The organism is Streptomyces sp. NPDC055254, from assembly GCF_053606025.1.
Genome location: NZ_JBSGQV010000025.1, coordinates 1 through 15,695 on the forward strand (window position 1 = coordinate 1; position 15,695 = coordinate 15,695).

Below are 15,695 nucleotides of genomic sequence, written 5' to 3' on the forward strand. Positions count from 1 at the left end.
GCCCCGCCCCGCGCCAGGCCCCGCGCCACGCCAGGCCCCGCGCCACGCCGGGCCCTCGCCCCGCCCCGCGCCGCGCGCCCCACCGGCCCGGTCCGCCCGTGCTACGGCCGGGCGGCGCGGCCCTGGGCCACCGCGTAGAAGGCGACCGCGGCCGCCGCGCCCACGTTCAGCGAGTCCACGCCGTGCGCCATGGGGATGCGCACCCACTCGTCGGCGGCGACCAGGGCCTGCGTGGACAGGCCGTCGCCCTCCGCGCCCAGCATCAGGGCGACCCGGTCCAGGGACTGCGGGGCGGCCACGTCGATCGGCGAGGCCTTCTCGTGCGGGGTGAGGGCGAGCAGCTTGAAGCCCGCCTCGCGGACCGAGTCCAGGCCCTTCGGCCAGGCGTCCAGGCGGGCGTAGGGCACGGAGAAGACCGCGCCCATGGAGACCTTCACCGAGCGGCGGTAGAGCGGGTCCGCGCAGTCGGGGGACAGCAGCACCGCGTCCATGCCGAGGGCGGCGGCGCTGCGGAAGATGGCCCCGATGTTGGTGTGGTCGTTGACCGCTTCCATGATGACCACGCGCCGGGTCGTGGCGAGGATCTCCTCGGCCGTGGGCAGCGGCTTGCGCTGCATGGAGGCGAGGGCGCCGCGGTGCACGTGGTAGCCGGTGACGCGCTCGGCGAGCTCCGGGCTGACGGCGTAGACGGGAGCGGGGAGTTCGTCAATGACGTCGCGCATGACGTCGACCCACTTGGCGGACAGCAGCATCGAACGCATCTCGTAACCGGCGTCCTTGGCCCGTCTGATGACCTTCTCGCCCTCGGCGATGAAGAGGCCTTCGGCGGGCTCGCGCCGGCGCCGGAGTTCGACGTCGGTCAGGCCCGTGTAGTCGCGCAGGCGCGGGTCGTCGGGGTCCTCGACGGTGATGAGATCAGCCACAGGGTGATACTGCCTTGTCCTGGGTGCGGTGCCAACGGCCTGTCAGGCGCCGGTGGTGGGGACGCTCGGGGTTCCGACGCGGACGACCTCGCCGATGACGATGACGGCCGGCGGGCGGACCCCCTGCGCACGGACCGTCTCGGCGACCGTGGCGAGGGTGGCGTCGACGCGGCGCTGGGCGGCGGTGGTGCCCTCCTGGACGACCGCGACGGGGGTGTCGGCGGAGCGGCCGTGGCGGACGAGCGCCTCGGCGATCAGACCGATCTTGTCGACGCCCATGAGGATCACCAGGGTGCCGGTGAGCCGGGCCAGGGCGGCCCAGTCGACGAGCGAGCGCGGGTCGTCGGGGCCGACGTGGCCGCTGACGACGGTGAACTCGTGGGCGACGCCCCGGTGGGTGACCGGGATGCCGACGGCGCCGGGCACCGAGATGGAGCTGGAGATGCCGGGCACGACGGTGCAGGGGATACCGGCCTCGGCGAGGGCCTGGAGCTCCTCCATGCCGCGGCCGAAGACGTACGGGTCCCCGCCCTTGAGCCGGACCACGGCCTTGCCGGCCCTGGCGTGCTCGATCAGGGCGTTGTTGATGGCCTCCTGGGCCATGAACCGGCCGTACGGGATCTTGGCGGCGTCGATGACCTCGACGTGCGGGGGGAGCTCGTCGAGCAGGTCGCGGGGGCCGAGGCGGTCGGCGATGACCACGTCCGCCTCGGCGAGGAGGCGGCGGCCGCGCACGGTGATCAGGTCGGGGTCGCCGGGGCCGCCGCCGACGAGGGCGACGCCGGGGGTCGAGCGGTGGCGGTGGCCGGGGGCGGTGAGGGTGCCGTCGCGCAGGCCCTCGATGACGGCGTCGCGGACGGCGGCGGAGCGGCGGGGGTCGTTGCCGGTCAGCACGGCGACGGTGACGCCCTCGACGCGGCCGGTGGCCGGGGTCCAGGCGGTGGCGGCGGAGGCGTCGTCGGCGCGCACGCACCAGACCCGCTCGCGCTCGGCCTCGGCGGAGGCGCGCTCGTTGGCCTCGCGGTTCTGGGTGGCGACGAGGGCGTACCAGGCGCCGGCGAGGTCGCCGTCCTCGTAGCGGCGGCGCTCCCAGCGGATCTCGCCGGTCTCGGCCATGGCGTCCACGGAGGGGGTGGCGGAGGGCGAGACGAGCAGGACGTCGGCGCCGGCCGCGATGAGCGCCGGCAGGCGGCGCTGGGCCACCTGGCCGCCGCCGATGACGACGACGCGGCGGCCTGCCAGGCGGAGTCCTACGGGGTAGGCGGGGGTGTCGGCCATGGCGGTTGCGGCTCCTGGTGCGGCGGAGGGGGCCGCTGCGACGCTGGAGCGGCTGGTACGAGGGGTCTGCGGTGTCCGGATCAACGATACGACCCGCCGGGGTGGAGTTCCTGACCGGGTGGTCGGCGGACGGCGGGGTCGGTGGTACCGGGGTGGGGTCCCGGGTGCGGTGGGGCGGGGCCCCTCCCGCGGGGCCCCGCCCCGGGGGCGCGTCCAGGGGGCCCGTGCCGCGGGGCCCGTGCCGCGGGGCCCGTGCCGCGGGGACCCGTCCAAGGGGACCCGTCCAGGGGGGCGCGCGGCGAGGGGGCGCGTCCCGGGGGCGCGGGGGGTGCCGTCTCGGGCGGTACGGGCACGGTCGTGCCGACGGGGGCGGGCGGGGGCTGTGCCGCTTGCGCGGGCCGTGCCGGCCGGGTGGTGGGCGGGGCCCATTCGTGCCGGGCGGCGCGGGCCGTGCCGGCTCGGTGGCGGCCCGTGCCGGGGGCGCGGCCGGGCGGGGGCGGCGGGGCTTCGGTGTGGGGTGGGGCCACTCCGGGACGTCTCCTCGGCTCGCGAACCCTGAGCCGGACCGGTCTGCCGGTCGGCGATGGTTCGCTCGACCTGCGGGGACATCCCGGAGTGTCCCCACCCCACGCGGCCCGCCTCGTCCCGTACGCGGAGCACCCCTGCGCGGACGCTCATGCCGCGTGCGAAAGACGGCCCGGCCCCGAGCCGTCCCCACGTCCCGTACTCGCAACACCCCTGGGAGCCGCATCGCCTTCTCACGCCCGTGGGAGGAACGGCCCGGCCTCCGGGGCGGCCGGCTCCGCACCCGTCGGCGGTCGAGGCCCGGGGCCGTGAGGACCGCCCGGAGTGGCCCCACGTTCCGTACTCGGAACGCCCCGGGGAGATACCGCCTTCTTGCGCCGCATACGGACACGGCCCGGCCCGGCCCGGCCCGGTCCCGCTCGCGGTGGGGGCCGGGCCCTTGGGGACCGGCCGAGTGGCCCCAGCCCCGCGGCCCCCGTCCCGTACCTCGGAACGCCCCGGGGGGATACCGCCTTCTTGCGCCGCGTGCGGAGACGGCCCGGCGGTCCCGGTCGCGGTCGGGGCCCGGGTCTCTTGCTCGCGGGCCCCTCGGCCGCGCGGGCGGAGGCACGGGGTGGGGGCTACTTCTCCGTTACGCCCGCCGAATCGAAGGTGGCGACCTCGTGCATCGCGCGGGCCGCGCTCTGGACCAGCGGGAGGGCCAGCAGTGCGCCCGTGCCCTCGCCGAGGCGGAGGTCCAGGTCGACCAGCGGGCGCAGGCCGAGCCGGTTCAGGGCCGCCACGTGGCCCGGTTCCGCGCTGCGGTGGCCCGCGATGCACGCCGACAGCGACTCCGGAGCGATGGCGCGGGCCACCAGGGCGGCCGCGCCGGCGCTGACGCCGTCCAGGATGACCGGCGTACGCAGGGACGCGCCGCCGAGCAGGAGTCCGACGATCGCCGCGTGCTCCAGGCCGCCGATGGCCGCGAGGACGCCGATCGGGTCCGCCGGGTCCGGCTGGTGGAGTTCCAGGGCGCGGCGTACGACCTCGACCTTGCGGGCGTGGGTCTCGTCGTTGATGCCCGTGCCCCGGCCGGTGACCTCCGCCGGGTCGACGCCCGTGAAGACCGAGATGAGGGCGGCGGAGACCGTGGTGTTCGCGATGCCCATCTCGCCGGTGAGGAGGGCCTTGTTGCCGGCCGCGACGAGGTCGCGGGCCGTCTCGATGCCCACCTCGATGGCGGCGACCGCCTCCTCGCGGGTCATGGCCGGCCCGGTGGACAGGTCGGCCGTGCCGGGGCGGACCTTGCGCGGGAGCAGGCCGGGGGTCGCCGGCAGGTCGCCGGCGACGCCGACGTCGATGACGCAGACCTCGGCGCCGACCTGGTTGGCGAAGGCGTTGCAGACCGCTCCGCCGCCCAGGAAGTTGGCCACCATCTGCATGGTGACCTCCTGCGGCCACGGGGTGACGCCCTGGGCGTGCACTCCGTGGTCGCCGGCGAAGATGGCGACGGCGGCCGGCTCCGGGATGGGCGGCGGGCAGACCCGGGAGAGGCCCGACAGCTGCGCGGAGATGATTTCGAGCATGCCGAGGGCCCCGGCGGGCTTGGTCATGCGCTTCTGGCGCTCCCACGCCTCGCCCAGCGCCTTCGCGTCGAGCGGGCGGATGCCGGCGACCGTCTCCGAGAGGAGGTCGTGCGGTTCCTCGCCGGGCAGTGCGCGGCGCCCGTAGGTCTCCTCGTGGACCACCCAGGACAGGGGGCGGCGCCGGGACCAGCCGGCCTGCGCGAGTTCGGGCTCCTCGGGGAACTCGTCGACGTACCCGACGCACAGGTACGCGACGACCTCCAAGTGCTCCGGCAGACCGAGTTCGCGGACCATCTCGCGCTCGTCGAAGAAGCTGACCCAGCCGACGCCGAGGCCCTCGGCGCGGGCGGCGAGCCAGAGGTTCTCGACGGCGAGGGCCGAGGAGTACGGGGCCATCTGCGGCTGGGTGTGCCGGCCGAGGGTGTGGCGGCCGCCGCGAGTGGGGTCGGCGGTGACGACGATGTTCACCGGGGTGTCGAGGATGGCCTCGATCTTGAGTTCCTTGAACTGCTTCGCCCGGCCCTTGGGCAGCGACTTGGCGTACGCCTCGCGCTGGCGCTGGGCGAGCTCGTGCATCGTGCGGCGGGTCTCGGCCGAGCGGATGACGACGAAGTCCCAGGGCTGCGAGTGGCCGACGCTGGGCGCGGTGTGGGCCGCTTCCAGGACGCGCAGCAGCACCTCGTGCGGGATCGGGTCGCTACGGAAGCCCTTGCGGATGTCGCGGCGCTCGCGCATGACCCGCAGGACGGCCTCGCGCTCGGCGTCGGCGTAGCCCGGGGCCGGCTCGCTCGCGGCGGGCTCGGTCGGCTCGGCGGGCCCGACGGGCTCTGCGGCTGCTGCTGCTACGAGCGGCTCCGGCTGCTCGCCCTCGCCCGCGGCGGTCTCGGGCCGCGGGTCGGCCGCGTCGGCCGCCGGCTCCGCCGGGACGGCGGGTTCGGGCTGCGGTTCGGAGGCTTCCGGACCCGGTACCTCGGCCGGACCCGGCACCTCGGCCGGACCGGGGAGCGGCTCCGGGTGGGGCTCCGGCTCGGCGGCCTCCGGTGCGGCCGGGGCCTCGGGCGCGGCGGGCTCTTCGAGGGCCGGGGCGGCCGGCGCGGGCTCCGCCACGGCGGCCACCGGCTCGGCGGGGGCGACGGGCTGCGGTTCGGGTACGGCGGCCGGGGCGGGCTCCTCGAAGACCGGGGCGACCGGCTCGGCCAGCGCGTCGGCGGGAAGGGGCTCGGCGGCCACCGGCTCGGCGGGGGCGACGGGCTGCGGTTCGGGTACGGCGGCCGGGGCGGGCTCCTCGGAGACCTGCGCGGGTGCCTCGACCGGGGCGGACGCCTCCGGCCCGGCGGGCGCGTCGGCGGCGGGCGCCGGGTCGGGGACCGGGAGGGCTTCGGCCACCGCTACCGGTTCGGGAGCGTGGGCCGGCTCCGGCGCGGGCTGCGCGGTCCCCTCCTCGGCGAGGGCGAGGGCGACCGCGACGGCGTCCGGCGCGGGCTCCGCCGCGGGCTCCGGCACGGGCTCAGGCGCCGGCTCGGCGGTCCACGGGGCCCCGGCCTGCGGCGGGATCTCGCCCAGCTGCGGTGCGGCGACGGTCTCGGCGCGCGGGACGTCCAGGTACTCGGGCCCGGTGGTGGGCGGTCCCGCCTGGCGGAGGGGCATCGGCGTCACCGGGGTGCCCGTCGCGGCGGCGACGGGGGCGGGCACGGCCGGAGCCGCGGCCGGGCCCCGGTCCGCGAGGGACCGGACGACGCCGCCGGTGGCGTCGGGGACGGGCGGGCCCATGTGCAGCGGGCGCCGGACCGGGGCCGCGGGGGCCGCTTGAGCCACGGGCGCCGCCTGCGGCGGGCCGACCAGCCCGCCCAGGTCCAGGGCGCCGGAGTCGCGGCCGCCCGCCTCGTGGGCGCCCGCCTCGTGGGCGCCCGCGCTGTACGCGGGGTCGGGGAAGGACGGCTGCGGGAAGTCGGAGTAGCTTCCGGGTGCCGGGTAGGCGGCGGGTGCCTCGGGGTGGGCGGGCGCGGAGCCGTAGGAGGTGTCCGCGTAGTGCGGGAACTCGGAGGGCTGGGGCTCGACCGGGAAGACGGGGGCCGGGGGGACGACCTGGGGGTCGCTCCACGCGCCCTGGCCGCTCGGCATGAGCAGGAGTTCCTCCTCCTCGGGCCCTGCCGGATCGTCCACGAGGTCCTGGAAGGCGTAACCGGTGGGAAGCGGCGGGATCTGGACCGGAGCGGGGATGCCCTGCTGATCCACCATGCCCGCGCTGTCCGGGAGACCCTCGCCCGGTACCTGGCCGGTGTCAGTCATGCGTACCCCTCGCCCATCGGTGTTGCTTCTTCGATCGCCCGGTCGCCCACGGGGTTGCCGAGCCGAGTTGCCGTGCGGCGCCTTCGCCTCACGTGCGCCTGCGCGGCAACCACAAAGCATTGTCGCGCCCGTTAGCCACCACGGCGGCCATTACGGCCGCAGGCCGCTGTGGACTGCGCCACGTCGCGCGTCCCGGCGGTGTCGCGTGCCCAAATCGGGCAGGGCAGTACGACGATCGGCCAGCCTACCCCGGCCCCTGGGTCAGCGGGCCACGGGGCGTTCGGCTGCCAGGAGGAACACCACGGAACGGTCCTGTTCGCTCCAGGTACGGGGGTCCAGGCCCACGGACTGGAGCAGGGCGCACTCGACGGCGTACCCGTGTTCGGTGAGGACCCGGCCGATGGCCTCCGCCTCGTCGCGGGTGGAGGCGTGGCTGACGATCCGTTCGGGACGGCGTTCGGCGACGGCCGCGACGACCGGGGCTCCCCCGCCGCCGACGCGTACGACGTCCGGCTCGGGCAGGTCCTCCAGTACGTGCGGGGCCTGCCCAGCTACGACCTGGAGCTGTACTCCCCTGGCGCGGGCGGCGGTCGTCATCCACTCGCACGCGCCCGGGTCGGCGTCCACGGCGATGACGGCGGCGCCGAGCGCGGCGGCGTCCACGGCGACGCCGCCGGAGCCGGCGCCGATGTCCCAGACCAGGTCGCCGGTGCGCGGGCCGAGCCGGGCCAGTTGGGCGGCCCGCAGCTGGGCCGACTCGCCCTCGCCCGCGCCGGGTTGCGGCCTCGCCCAGCCGCGCGGGCCGGCCTGCGCGGCGGTCTGCCCGAGGAGCCAGCCCGGGTCGGCGGCGGGGGCCTGGCCGCCGCCGATGACGATGACCACGTTCGGGTCGCGCCAGGCGTGGTCGGCGGCCTTGTCGGAGGTGAGGACGCTCACCTGCTCGCTGTCGGTGCCCAGTTCCTCGCAGATGACGAAGGTCCGGTGCACGGAGCCGAGGAGCAGGGCGAGTTCGGCGGGGCCGGCGCCGGGCGAGGTGAGGACGGCGACCTTGCTGTGGGCGCGGCAGACGTTGACGGCGCGGCGCAGGGTGCGGGGGTGGGCGACGACGACCTGGGCGTCGTCCCAGGGCATGCCGGCGCGGGCGAAGGCGGCGGCGACGGAGGAGACGGCGGGGACGACCTCGACCTCCAACCCGTGCTCCGGGGCGCGCAGGGTGCGTACGACGCCGAAGAAGCCGGGGTCGCCGTCGGCGAATACGACGGCGGTGCCACGGTGGCCGGCGATGCGGCGGGCGGCGAGGCCCAGGCTGCCGAGGCGGACGCGTTCGGCGGCGGGCGGTACTTCGGGGAGTGCGAGGTGGTGGGCCGCGCCGGCCACCAGGGTGGCGGCCGAGAGCGCGGACCGCGCGGCGGCGGTCAGCGGCGAGCCGTCCCAGCCGATCACCGTGACCCGGTCGGCCATCGTCGTCAGTCTCCTGGGGTGGGGGCAGGCGAAGGTTCTTCGGGAGGGTCGGGCACGGTGAGACTACCTGGTCATACGGTCAGTTCCAGTCGGCGCCGACGGCGTAGCCGTTCGCGTCGGCACGCTGTCCGTGGCCGGTGCGGCCGTCGTAGGAGTCGTAGCCGTCGTAGCTCGCGTAGCCGTCGCTCTCGTCGAGGTCCTCGGGGACGAGGCTCCAGACGATGAGGTCGGTACGGGTGTCGGCCCAGGAGCCGTCGGGGTTCTGCGTGCGCACTATCCACGCGTTGCGCAGCACGCCCTCGCTGATGCAGCCGATCTTCTGGGCGACCTGCTGGGAGGCGGTGTTGTCGGCCGCGGTGCGCAGTTCGAGACGTTCGAAGCCCTGGTCGCGGAAGAGCCATTGGGCGACGGCGAGTACGGACTCGCTGGCGTATCCCTCGCCTCTGGCCCAGGGGGCGGTGACGTATGCGGCTTCGGTGGCGCGGGTGCGCCAGTTGGTGTTGCTCAGGTGGACGGTACCGACGAGGCGGTGGGTGAGGAACTCGGTGACGGCGAAGACGATGCCCCGGCCCCCGGTGCGTTCGGCGTGGGACCGCCGGGTGGCCCAGTCCCGGGCGTCGGCGTGGGTGTAGGGGTGGGGCGCGGAGGTCCAGGCGGTGACGTTCTCGTCGTTCATCATCTCGGTGAGCGCGATGACGTCCTCCTCCTCGAACGGGCGCAGCACCAGTCGGTCCGTGCTGATGGTGACGTCCGGGAAGGTGGTAGTCATGCGCAGCTCCATGCCTGGGACCGTGGTGCGACCGTGGTGCGATGCGACCGTGGTGCGGGATGTTCGTGCCGGACCGTCGTGCGGGTCGTAGGCCACAGCATGCAGCATCGGCCGGGGGAAGTGCAGGGCCGGGTGTGCCCGGAAGCGGGCAGCCCTCGGCCCCGCGCGCCGGAGGGGGCGGGCGGGGCCGGGGCGGTGGTGCGGGCGGGGCCGGGGAGGGTCAGGAGGCCGGGGTACCGAAGGCCGGGATGACCGATCCCTGGTACTTCTCCTCGACGAACTTCTTGACGTCGTCCGAGTTCAGGAGCTTGGCGAGCTTCTGGATCCGCGGGTCGTTCTGGTTGCCGTCCTTGACCGCGAGGAAGTTGGCGTAGGGGTTGTTCTCCGCCTTTTCCAGGATCAGGGAGTCCTTGGCGGGCGACAGGTCGGCCTCGATCGCGTAGTTGCCGTTGATGACGGCGGCGTCGACGTCGTTCAGGGCGCGCGGGACCGTGGCGGCCTCCAGCTCCTTGAACTCAAGGCCCTTCTTGTCGGTGATGTCGGACAGCTTGGCGCTGGTGCCGACGCCCTCCTTGAGGGTGATCAGGTCGTTCGCGGCGAGCAGCTGGAGCGCGCGGCCCTCGTTGGTGGTGTCGTTGGGGACGGCGATGGTCTGGCCGGCCTTGATGTCCGCGAGGGTCTTGACCTTCTTGGAGTAGAGGCCGAGGGGCTCCAGGTGCACGGTCACGACGGGCACGATGGTCGTGCTGTTCTTCTTGTTGAAGTCGTCGAGGTACGGCTTGTGCTGGAAGTAGTTGCCGTCGACCTGGCCCTGCTGGGTGGCGGTGTTCGGCAGGACGTAGTCCGTGAACTCCTTGACCTCCAGCTTGAGGCCTTCCTTCGCCGCGAGCTTGTCCTTGACGAAGTTCAGTACGTCGGCGTGCGGGCTCGGGGAGGCCGCGATGACGAGCGCCTTGCTCTCGTCCGTCTTGCCGCCGTCGGCCTTGGCGGAGGACGGGTCCGAGGAGCTGCCGCAGGCGGTGAGGCCGAGGGTGAGCGCGGTGGCCGTGGCGGCGAGGGCGGTGAGCTTGATGTTCTTACGCACGAAGAGTGCCTTTCTGACGGAACAAGTACGAGTACTTGCGGGGGTGGCCCGAGCACGACAAGTGCGGGCTGTTCTGCAGGGAGAGGAAAGTCTTTTGCGCGCGCCGCGGTTCAGGCCGTCCGGCCGCGGCGGGCCAGGAGGCGGACCACTCCGTCGCCGATCAACTGGATCACCGTGACCAGGGCGATCAGGACGACGACGGTGGCGACCATGAAGCCGGTCTCGAAGCGCTGGAAGCCGTAGGTGATGGCCTTGGAGCCGAGTCCTTCGCCGCCGACGGCGCCGGCCATGGCGGAGTAGCCGACCAGCGTGATGACGGTGGTCGTGACTCCGGCGACCAGGGAGGGCAGGGCCTGCGGGAGGAGCACCTTGCCGACCAGGGTGGGGATGCCGCCGCCCATGGACTCGACGGCCTCGATCAGGCCGGGGTCGACCTCGCGGACGGCGGTCTCGACGAGGCGGGCGAAGAAGGGGATGGCTCCGATGGCGAGCGGGACGATCATGGCCGTGGGGCCGATGAAGGTGCCGACGACGGCGGTGGTGACCGGGATGAGGAAGATCAGCAGGATGATGAACGGCAGCGAGCGGCCTATGTTCACTATGACGCCGAGGACCTTGTTGAGGGGCTGGTTCTGCAGCAGGCCGCCCTTGTCGGTGAGGACCAGGAGGATGCCGACGGGCAGTCCGCCGAGGACGGTCACCAGGGTGGACCACAGCACCATGTAGAGGGTGTCGTACGTGCCCTGGCTGAGCAGGGGCTGCATTTCGGACCAGGTCACTTGGCACCATCCTCGACCAGTGCGGCGAGTTCGTCGTCGGTGTTGTCGGGGGACCCGCCGCCGGGGGCGTCGGCCCCGTCGACGATGTCGATCTGGAGGCCCTGCTCGCGCAGGAAGCCGACCGGGACGACGTTCTCCTCGTAGCCGCCGGGGAGTTCGATGCGCATGCGGCCGATCTGGCGGCCGGCGACGGTGTCCATCGCGGCTCCGAGGATCGAGATGTCGATGTTGTACGTGCGCGAGAGCTGGGAGATGACCGGCCGGGCGGCGGCCTCGCCGTGGAAGGTGACGTCGACGACGGTGCGGTCGGGACCGGTGGCGGTGCCGGTGACGGGGAAGAGTTCGCCGGCCAGCTCGGAGCCCGGGGTGGCGAGCAGTTCGGCGACGGTGCCGGACTCGATGACCCGGCCCCGCTTCATCAGGGCGGCGGAGTCGCAGACTGACTTGACGACGTCCATCTCGTGCGTGATGAGCAGCACCGTCAGGCCGAGCTGCTGGTTGAGGTCGCGCAGCAGCTGGAGGATGGAGCGGGTGGTCTCCGGGTCGAGGGCACTGGTGGCCTCGTCGGAGAGCAGCACCTTGGGGTCGCCGGCGAGGGCGCGGGCGATGCCGACGCGCTGCTTCTGTCCGCCGGAGAGCTGGGTGGGGTAGGCCTTGGCCTTGTCGCCGAGGCCCACGAGGTCGAGGAGTTCCAGGGCTTTGCGGGAGCGCTCGCGGCCGGAGACGCCGAGGATCTCCAGGGGCAGTTCGATGTTGCCCTGGACGGTGCGCGAGGACAGCAGGTTGAAGTGCTGGAAGACCATGCCGATGCGGCTGCGGGCCTCGCGGAGCTCCTTGCCGGCCCGGCGGCCGCGACCGGCGAGTGCGGTGAGGTCGACGCCGTCGACCGTCACGGTGCCGGTGGTGGGGCGCTCCAGCAGGTTCACGCAGCGGATGAGCGAGGACTTGCCCGCGCCGCTCTGGCCGACGACTCCGTAGACCTCGCCCTTGCGGACGTGCAGGTCGACGCCGTCCAGGGCGGTGACCTCGCGGCCACGGGATTGATAGACCTTCGTGAGGCCCGTTGTGGTGATCACAGGATTTCCGTCGCTGTCGAGTGCTCGGCGCAGCGGGGTGCCGGGCACGGGGCGAACATCTGGGGACGCGATACGGGTCGGACCGTCTGAAATCGACTCGGACGACACGTGCGCGGGGCAGGAGTGGTCCGTACCGCTGGGAGGCGTGTGACGGACGGACTCGGCAGGCTCCGCTTCGGGGCGCGGAACTCGGGGAGGGGCCCTCAGAAGGCGCGCATTCGACACATACAACGAGCACCGGGCGTCATCGTCGCCTCGGTCGCAAGGGTGCGGCTGCTCGTCGTGGTCATGGGCCCAAGTAAACCAGACGTATCCCTTGACCGATCAACAATGTCCGAATACCGGACGGAATCCGGCCGCATTGCGGACACCCCCGGGCGGCCCCGTCCGTCCGTCCCGACCGTCGGGACGCGACTCCTAACTGCACCGTCACGGTCAGGACCTCCGCACGGCCGCCTCCTCCCGGGGTGCGGATTCCGACCGGGTTGTGGCCAAGGCCACGGTGGGGGAAGGCCTTGGCGCCGGGGTGCGCGCATCGGGTCTTTCGGCCCGTAATACCCTCGCTGCATGCTCGACGCCCTGACGGTCGCCATCGGCGCGGCCGCACTCGCCCTCGCCGCCTGGTGCGGCCACGCCGCATGGCGGGACCAGCCGACCAAGGACTGGCACTTCATCGGCATGGCCGTGGTGACCGTGCTGGTCCTGGCGCAGCTGGTGGTCGGCCTGGTCGAGCTGGCCGGGGGCGACCGGCCCGACGAGGGCACGGTGATCTTCGTGGCGTATCTGCTGGGCGCCTTCGCGGCGGTCCCGGCCGCCGGGGTGCTGTCGCTGACCGAGCGCACGAAGTGGGGCTCGGTGACCGTGGCCGCGGGCGCGGTCGTGCTCGCCGTCCTCGAAGTACGGCTCTACGACATCTGGGGAACCACCGGTGCCTGATACGACGACCGCCGCCCCGTCCGCCGGGCGCGAGAGGCTGGGGTCCGGCCCCGGACTGCTGCTGGTCTGGCTCTACGGGGTGATGGTGGTCGGCGCCGTCTCGCGGTCGGCGTACCAGATCTCGACCGAGTTCGGCCGGGCGCCGCTGGCGTACTCGCTCTCCGCGGCGGCCGCGCTCGCCTACGCCTTCATCACCTACTCGCTGGTGCGCGGCGGGGAGCGGGCCCGCAAGGCGGCGCTGGTGTGCTGCGCCGCGGAGCTGGCCGGCGTGCTGGTCGTGGGCACCTGGACGCTGGTGCGTCCCGAGGCCTTCCCCGACGCGACCGTGTGGTCGGACTTCGGGATGGGCTACCTGTTCATCCCGGTGATCCTGCCGATCACCGGGATGCTCTGGCTCCGCGCGAAGCGCCCGGCGCAGGGCGCCAGGGGCTAGGGGCTAGGCGCTGACGGTGAACGCGCTCGGGTCCTTGGCGTCCTTCTCCAGGATCACCAACTGCACGCCGTCCGAGGCCGTGCGGCCGCCGACCTTCGTGTAGCCCGCCTTGCGGTAGAGCCGCAGGTTCGACTCGCTCTTGTGGCCGGTGTGCAGGCGGAACCGGATGGTCCCGGCGTGCCCCGCGAGGGCCTCCTCGACGGCGCGCAGCAGGCGCGCCCCGAGCCCGTGGCCCTGCAGGCGCGGGTGGACGCAGAGCTTGGCGATGCTGCCGGTGCCGTCCTCGTCGACGCTGCCGCGCACGGTGCCGACGATCTCGTCGCCGAGGCGCGCCACCAGGACGGTGTTCGACGCCAGCTCCTCCTTGAGGGAGTCCAGGGACTGGGTGAGCGGCTGGATGAGGTAGTTGCCGTACAGCTCGGCCTCGCGCTGGAAGGCCAGGTACTGCAGTTTGAAGATCTGCTCAGCGTCCTCGGCAGCCGCCGCCGAAATGGTCACGCTCATGCCCATGTGCGCATGCCTCCCGCTCACCTGGTAGCCCTGTGGTCTACCGCTCCTTTCCCCACAGGCCAGGAGCCGCAACCTCTGCAGCCAGCATTCTGCGCAGACATCCCAGGCAACGGGAACGGACGGGCCCCAAACTTCCTTGTGAGATACCCAACTCTCCTGCGATTTCACGGTAAGTGAGGTCTCTGGGCGACAGAAGTGCCCGCATCAGCTCCGGGCAGCGTCCCGGTAACCGGGCGACCGCCGATCGCAGGGCCCGGTTCGACTCCCCGTGCAGCAGGGCGTCCTCGGGGGCGGTCGCGGGGTGCGCGCGGCGCTCGTCCGCGACGTGGTGCCGGGCGTCGTACGCGACTTCCCGGCGCGCGCGGCGCCGGGCGAGGCGGGCTTCCGCGCGTACCGCCCGGCGCAGCCAGCGGGCCGGCTCCTCCGGGTGGGCGGCGGCCGGATCCGGCGCGTGCCGGCGGCGTTCCAGCAGCCGCACCCAGACGGCTTGTTCGAGGTCGGCGGCGTCCACTCCGGCGCCCGGGGCCTCCGCGGCCGCCTCGGCGGAGAGCAGCGGGCCCAGCTCGCCCAGCAGGTCGGGCTCCTTCAACAGGTCCATGCCGGGCGGGACGAACGGTCCGGGTCCGGCGGTTTCCCCGCCGGGCCCGGCCCACTCGTACGTGGCGGCCCGCTCAGCCGTTGACGGGTCGTCGGCCGGGACGGAAGGCCTCCGCCGCGAGCAGGGCGGTGTCCGGGTTGTCGGTGAAGATGCCGTCGATGCCCTGGGCGAAGTAGGTGCGCAGGGCGCCGAGGGCGTCCCCGTACGCGGCCGGGTCGGCGCCCTTGCGGTACTCGGCCGGCAGGAAGCTGTTCTCGTTGCGCGCGGTGTAGGGGTGCAGCACCAGACCCCGCGCGTGGGCGTCCCTCACGAGGGTGGTCGGGGTGCCGAGCCGGCCCTCGGCGTCGCGCGGGACGATCAGGTCGAGGGTCGGGCCGATGCCCTGGGCGAAGCCGGCGATCCACTTGAGTCCGGCGGGCCGCACCAGGTCCGCGACCGTCCGCGGGTCCCCGGCCAGCTCGAAGTCCCAGGGGCGGGTGTGCGCGGCGGAGAGCAGGACGACGCGGGGCGCGGAGACCAGCCGGGAGAGCCGCTGGACGCTGGAGGGCTCGAACGACTGGAGGAAGACGGCGGCGTCGCGGCCGTCGCGGCCGTAGCGGCGCAGCAGCCGGGCGAGGGGCTCCTCCAGACCGAGGCCGAGGGACCGGAAGTAGCTGGGGTGCTTGGTCTCCACGTGGAGCCAGATCCGCCGGCCGCGCCGCTTGCCCTCGCGGTCGGCCCAGCGGAGCACCTCCTCGAAGGTGGGCACGGCCCACTGGCCGTCGTAGAGCGTGTTGCGCTGGCGGACGGCGGGGATGCGCTCCTTGGCCCGCAGGGTCTTCAGCTCGGCGAGGGTGAAGTCCTCGGTGAACCAGCCGGTGACGGAGACCCCGTCGACGGACTTCGTGGTGCGGCGGTCCGCGAAGGCCGGGTGCGCGGCGACGTCGGTGGTGCCGCCGATCTCGTTCTCGTGGCGGCACACGAGGTGGCCGTCCTTCGTCGGGACCAGGTCCTGCTCCACCACGTCGGCGCCCAGGTCGAGGGCGAGCCCGTAGGAACCGAGCGTGTGCTCGGGCCGGTAGCCGCTGGCCCCGCGGTGGCCGATCACCGTCGGGGAGGGCAGGCTGCGGTACCCGCCCCCGCCGTGCCCGCCGCCCGTGGCGGAGGCCGGTCCCGCGGCGAGCCCGGTGACCCCGGCTCCTGCCGCCAGGACGGCCGCCCCCAGGACCGTGCGCCGTGCTGCCCCACCCTGCGTCATGAGTCCCACTCCTCTTCCGGCACGGGCTCCCGGCTCCGGGATCTCCGGTCCTGCGGCCCGAAATCGGCGTGCCGATGGTAGGTGGCGAGGCATGGACAGGAGGCGTGCGCGGGCGGAACATGGCGGAAACTTACGTCCACACTGCGTGGCGATTCGTGAACCCGATGTGCGCGCGGAGCCGACCCGCGAGTATCGTCCTCACCTGCACCCACCACCCTGTGGCGGGTGCGCG

At 74.0% G+C, this 15,695-nt stretch carries 13 protein-coding genes; 2 read left to right on the forward strand and 11 right to left on the reverse strand.

Annotated features, from left to right (window positions below; genetic code table 11):
- Nucleotides 1-101: 101 nt before the first annotated feature.
- From ACWFQ8_RS22325 to ACWFQ8_RS22360, 8 genes are all read right to left on the reverse strand, one after another.
- Nucleotides 102-923, reverse strand: a complete 822-nt coding sequence (locus ACWFQ8_RS22325; RefSeq protein ID WP_453788019.1) for a TrmH family RNA methyltransferase — start codon at nucleotides 921-923, stop codon at nucleotides 102-104.
- A 42-nt stretch (nucleotides 924-965) separates the two neighbouring features.
- The gene (cobA, locus tag ACWFQ8_RS22330; RefSeq protein WP_453788020.1) at nucleotides 966-2,201 is read right to left on the reverse strand and encodes a uroporphyrinogen-III C-methyltransferase; all 1,236 of its coding nucleotides are present in this window, start codon (nucleotides 2,199-2,201) and stop codon (nucleotides 966-968) included.
- 1,145 nt (nucleotides 2,202-3,346) lie between these two features.
- Nucleotides 3,347-6,580 carry a nicotinate-nucleotide--dimethylbenzimidazole phosphoribosyltransferase gene (cobT, locus tag ACWFQ8_RS22335; RefSeq protein ID WP_453788021.1) on the reverse strand — a complete coding sequence of 1,078 codons (3,234 nt, stop codon included), beginning with the start codon at nucleotides 6,578-6,580 and terminating at the stop codon, nucleotides 3,347-3,349.
- A gap of 261 nt (nucleotides 6,581-6,841) precedes the next feature.
- A complete protein-coding gene (gene cbiE / locus ACWFQ8_RS22340; protein WP_453788022.1) occupies nucleotides 6,842-8,041 on the reverse strand; it encodes a precorrin-6y C5,15-methyltransferase (decarboxylating) subunit CbiE in 1,200 nt (399 codons plus the stop codon).
- A gap of 79 nt (nucleotides 8,042-8,120) precedes the next feature.
- Nucleotides 8,121-8,810 (reverse strand): GNAT family N-acetyltransferase, encoded by a 690-nt coding sequence (locus ACWFQ8_RS22345; protein ID WP_453788023.1) that lies wholly within the window; start codon nucleotides 8,808-8,810, stop codon nucleotides 8,121-8,123.
- Nucleotides 8,811-9,030: 220 nt separating this feature from the next.
- Nucleotides 9,031-9,894 carry a MetQ/NlpA family ABC transporter substrate-binding protein gene (locus ACWFQ8_RS22350; protein ID WP_453788024.1) on the reverse strand — a complete coding sequence of 288 codons (864 nt, stop codon included), beginning with the start codon at nucleotides 9,892-9,894 and terminating at the stop codon, nucleotides 9,031-9,033.
- 110 nt (nucleotides 9,895-10,004) lie between these two features.
- Entirely contained in the window at nucleotides 10,005-10,673 is a 669-nt protein-coding gene (locus ACWFQ8_RS22355) for a methionine ABC transporter permease (protein ID WP_453788025.1), read from the reverse strand.
- Nucleotides 10,670-11,749 carry a methionine ABC transporter ATP-binding protein gene (locus ACWFQ8_RS22360; RefSeq protein ID WP_453788026.1) on the reverse strand — a complete coding sequence of 360 codons (1,080 nt, stop codon included), beginning with the start codon at nucleotides 11,747-11,749 and terminating at the stop codon, nucleotides 10,670-10,672. The genes ACWFQ8_RS22355 and ACWFQ8_RS22360 overlap by 4 nt, the downstream gene beginning before the upstream one ends.
- 567 nt (nucleotides 11,750-12,316) lie before the next feature.
- On the opposite strand from ACWFQ8_RS22360, the gene ACWFQ8_RS22365 reads away from it, so the two are divergent.
- Entirely contained in the window at nucleotides 12,317-12,685 is a 369-nt protein-coding gene (locus ACWFQ8_RS22365; RefSeq protein WP_453788027.1) for a hypothetical protein, read from the forward strand.
- On the forward strand, nucleotides 12,678-13,118 hold the full coding sequence (locus tag ACWFQ8_RS22370) for a hypothetical protein (RefSeq protein WP_453788028.1): 441 nt from the start codon (nucleotides 12,678-12,680) through the stop codon (nucleotides 13,116-13,118). The genes ACWFQ8_RS22365 and ACWFQ8_RS22370 overlap by 8 nt, the downstream gene beginning before the upstream one ends.
- A gap of 3 nt (nucleotides 13,119-13,121) precedes the next feature.
- On the opposite strand, the gene ACWFQ8_RS22375 is transcribed toward ACWFQ8_RS22370, so the two are convergent.
- From ACWFQ8_RS22375 to ACWFQ8_RS22385, 3 genes are all read right to left on the reverse strand, one after another.
- Nucleotides 13,122-13,628: a GNAT family N-acetyltransferase gene (locus ACWFQ8_RS22375; RefSeq protein ID WP_453788029.1), complete on the reverse strand. Its 507-nt coding sequence runs from the start codon at nucleotides 13,626-13,628 to the stop codon at nucleotides 13,122-13,124.
- Between the two features lie 37 nt (nucleotides 13,629-13,665).
- On the reverse strand, nucleotides 13,666-14,226 hold the full coding sequence (locus ACWFQ8_RS22380; RefSeq protein WP_453788030.1) for a sigma-70 family RNA polymerase sigma factor: 561 nt from the start codon (nucleotides 14,224-14,226) through the stop codon (nucleotides 13,666-13,668).
- A gap of 73 nt (nucleotides 14,227-14,299) precedes the next feature.
- Complete coding sequence (locus ACWFQ8_RS22385) at nucleotides 14,300-15,463, reverse strand: glycerophosphodiester phosphodiesterase (RefSeq protein WP_453788031.1); 1,164 nt, start codon at nucleotides 15,461-15,463, stop codon at nucleotides 14,300-14,302.
- Nucleotides 15,464-15,695 lie beyond the last annotated feature (232 nt).

Bases quoted from the DNA above. Each gene is read 5' to 3' on its own strand.
- ACWFQ8_RS22345 (WP_453788023.1), bottom strand. From the start codon at position 8,810: ATGACTACCACCTTCCCGGACGTCACCATCAGCACGGACCGACTGGTG.
- ACWFQ8_RS22375 (WP_453788029.1), bottom strand. From the start codon at position 13,628: ATGGGCATGAGCGTGACCATTTCGGCGGCGGCTGCCGAGGACGCTGAG.
- cobA (WP_453788020.1), bottom strand. From the start codon at position 2,201: ATGGCCGACACCCCCGCCTACCCCGTAGGACTCCGCCTGGCAGGCCGC.
- cbiE (WP_453788022.1), bottom strand. From the start codon at position 8,041: ATGGCCGACCGGGTCACGGTGATCGGCTGGGACGGCTCGCCGCTGACC.
- cobT (WP_453788021.1), bottom strand. From the start codon at position 6,580: ATGACTGACACCGGCCAGGTACCGGGCGAGGGTCTCCCGGACAGCGCG.
- ACWFQ8_RS22385 (WP_453788031.1), bottom strand. From the start codon at position 15,463: ATGACGCAGGGTGGGGCAGCACGGCGCACGGTCCTGGGGGCGGCCGTC.
- ACWFQ8_RS22380 (WP_453788030.1), bottom strand. From the start codon at position 14,226: ATGGACCTGTTGAAGGAGCCCGACCTGCTGGGCGAGCTGGGCCCGCTG.
- ACWFQ8_RS22365 (WP_453788027.1), top strand. From the start codon at position 12,317: ATGCTCGACGCCCTGACGGTCGCCATCGGCGCGGCCGCACTCGCCCTC.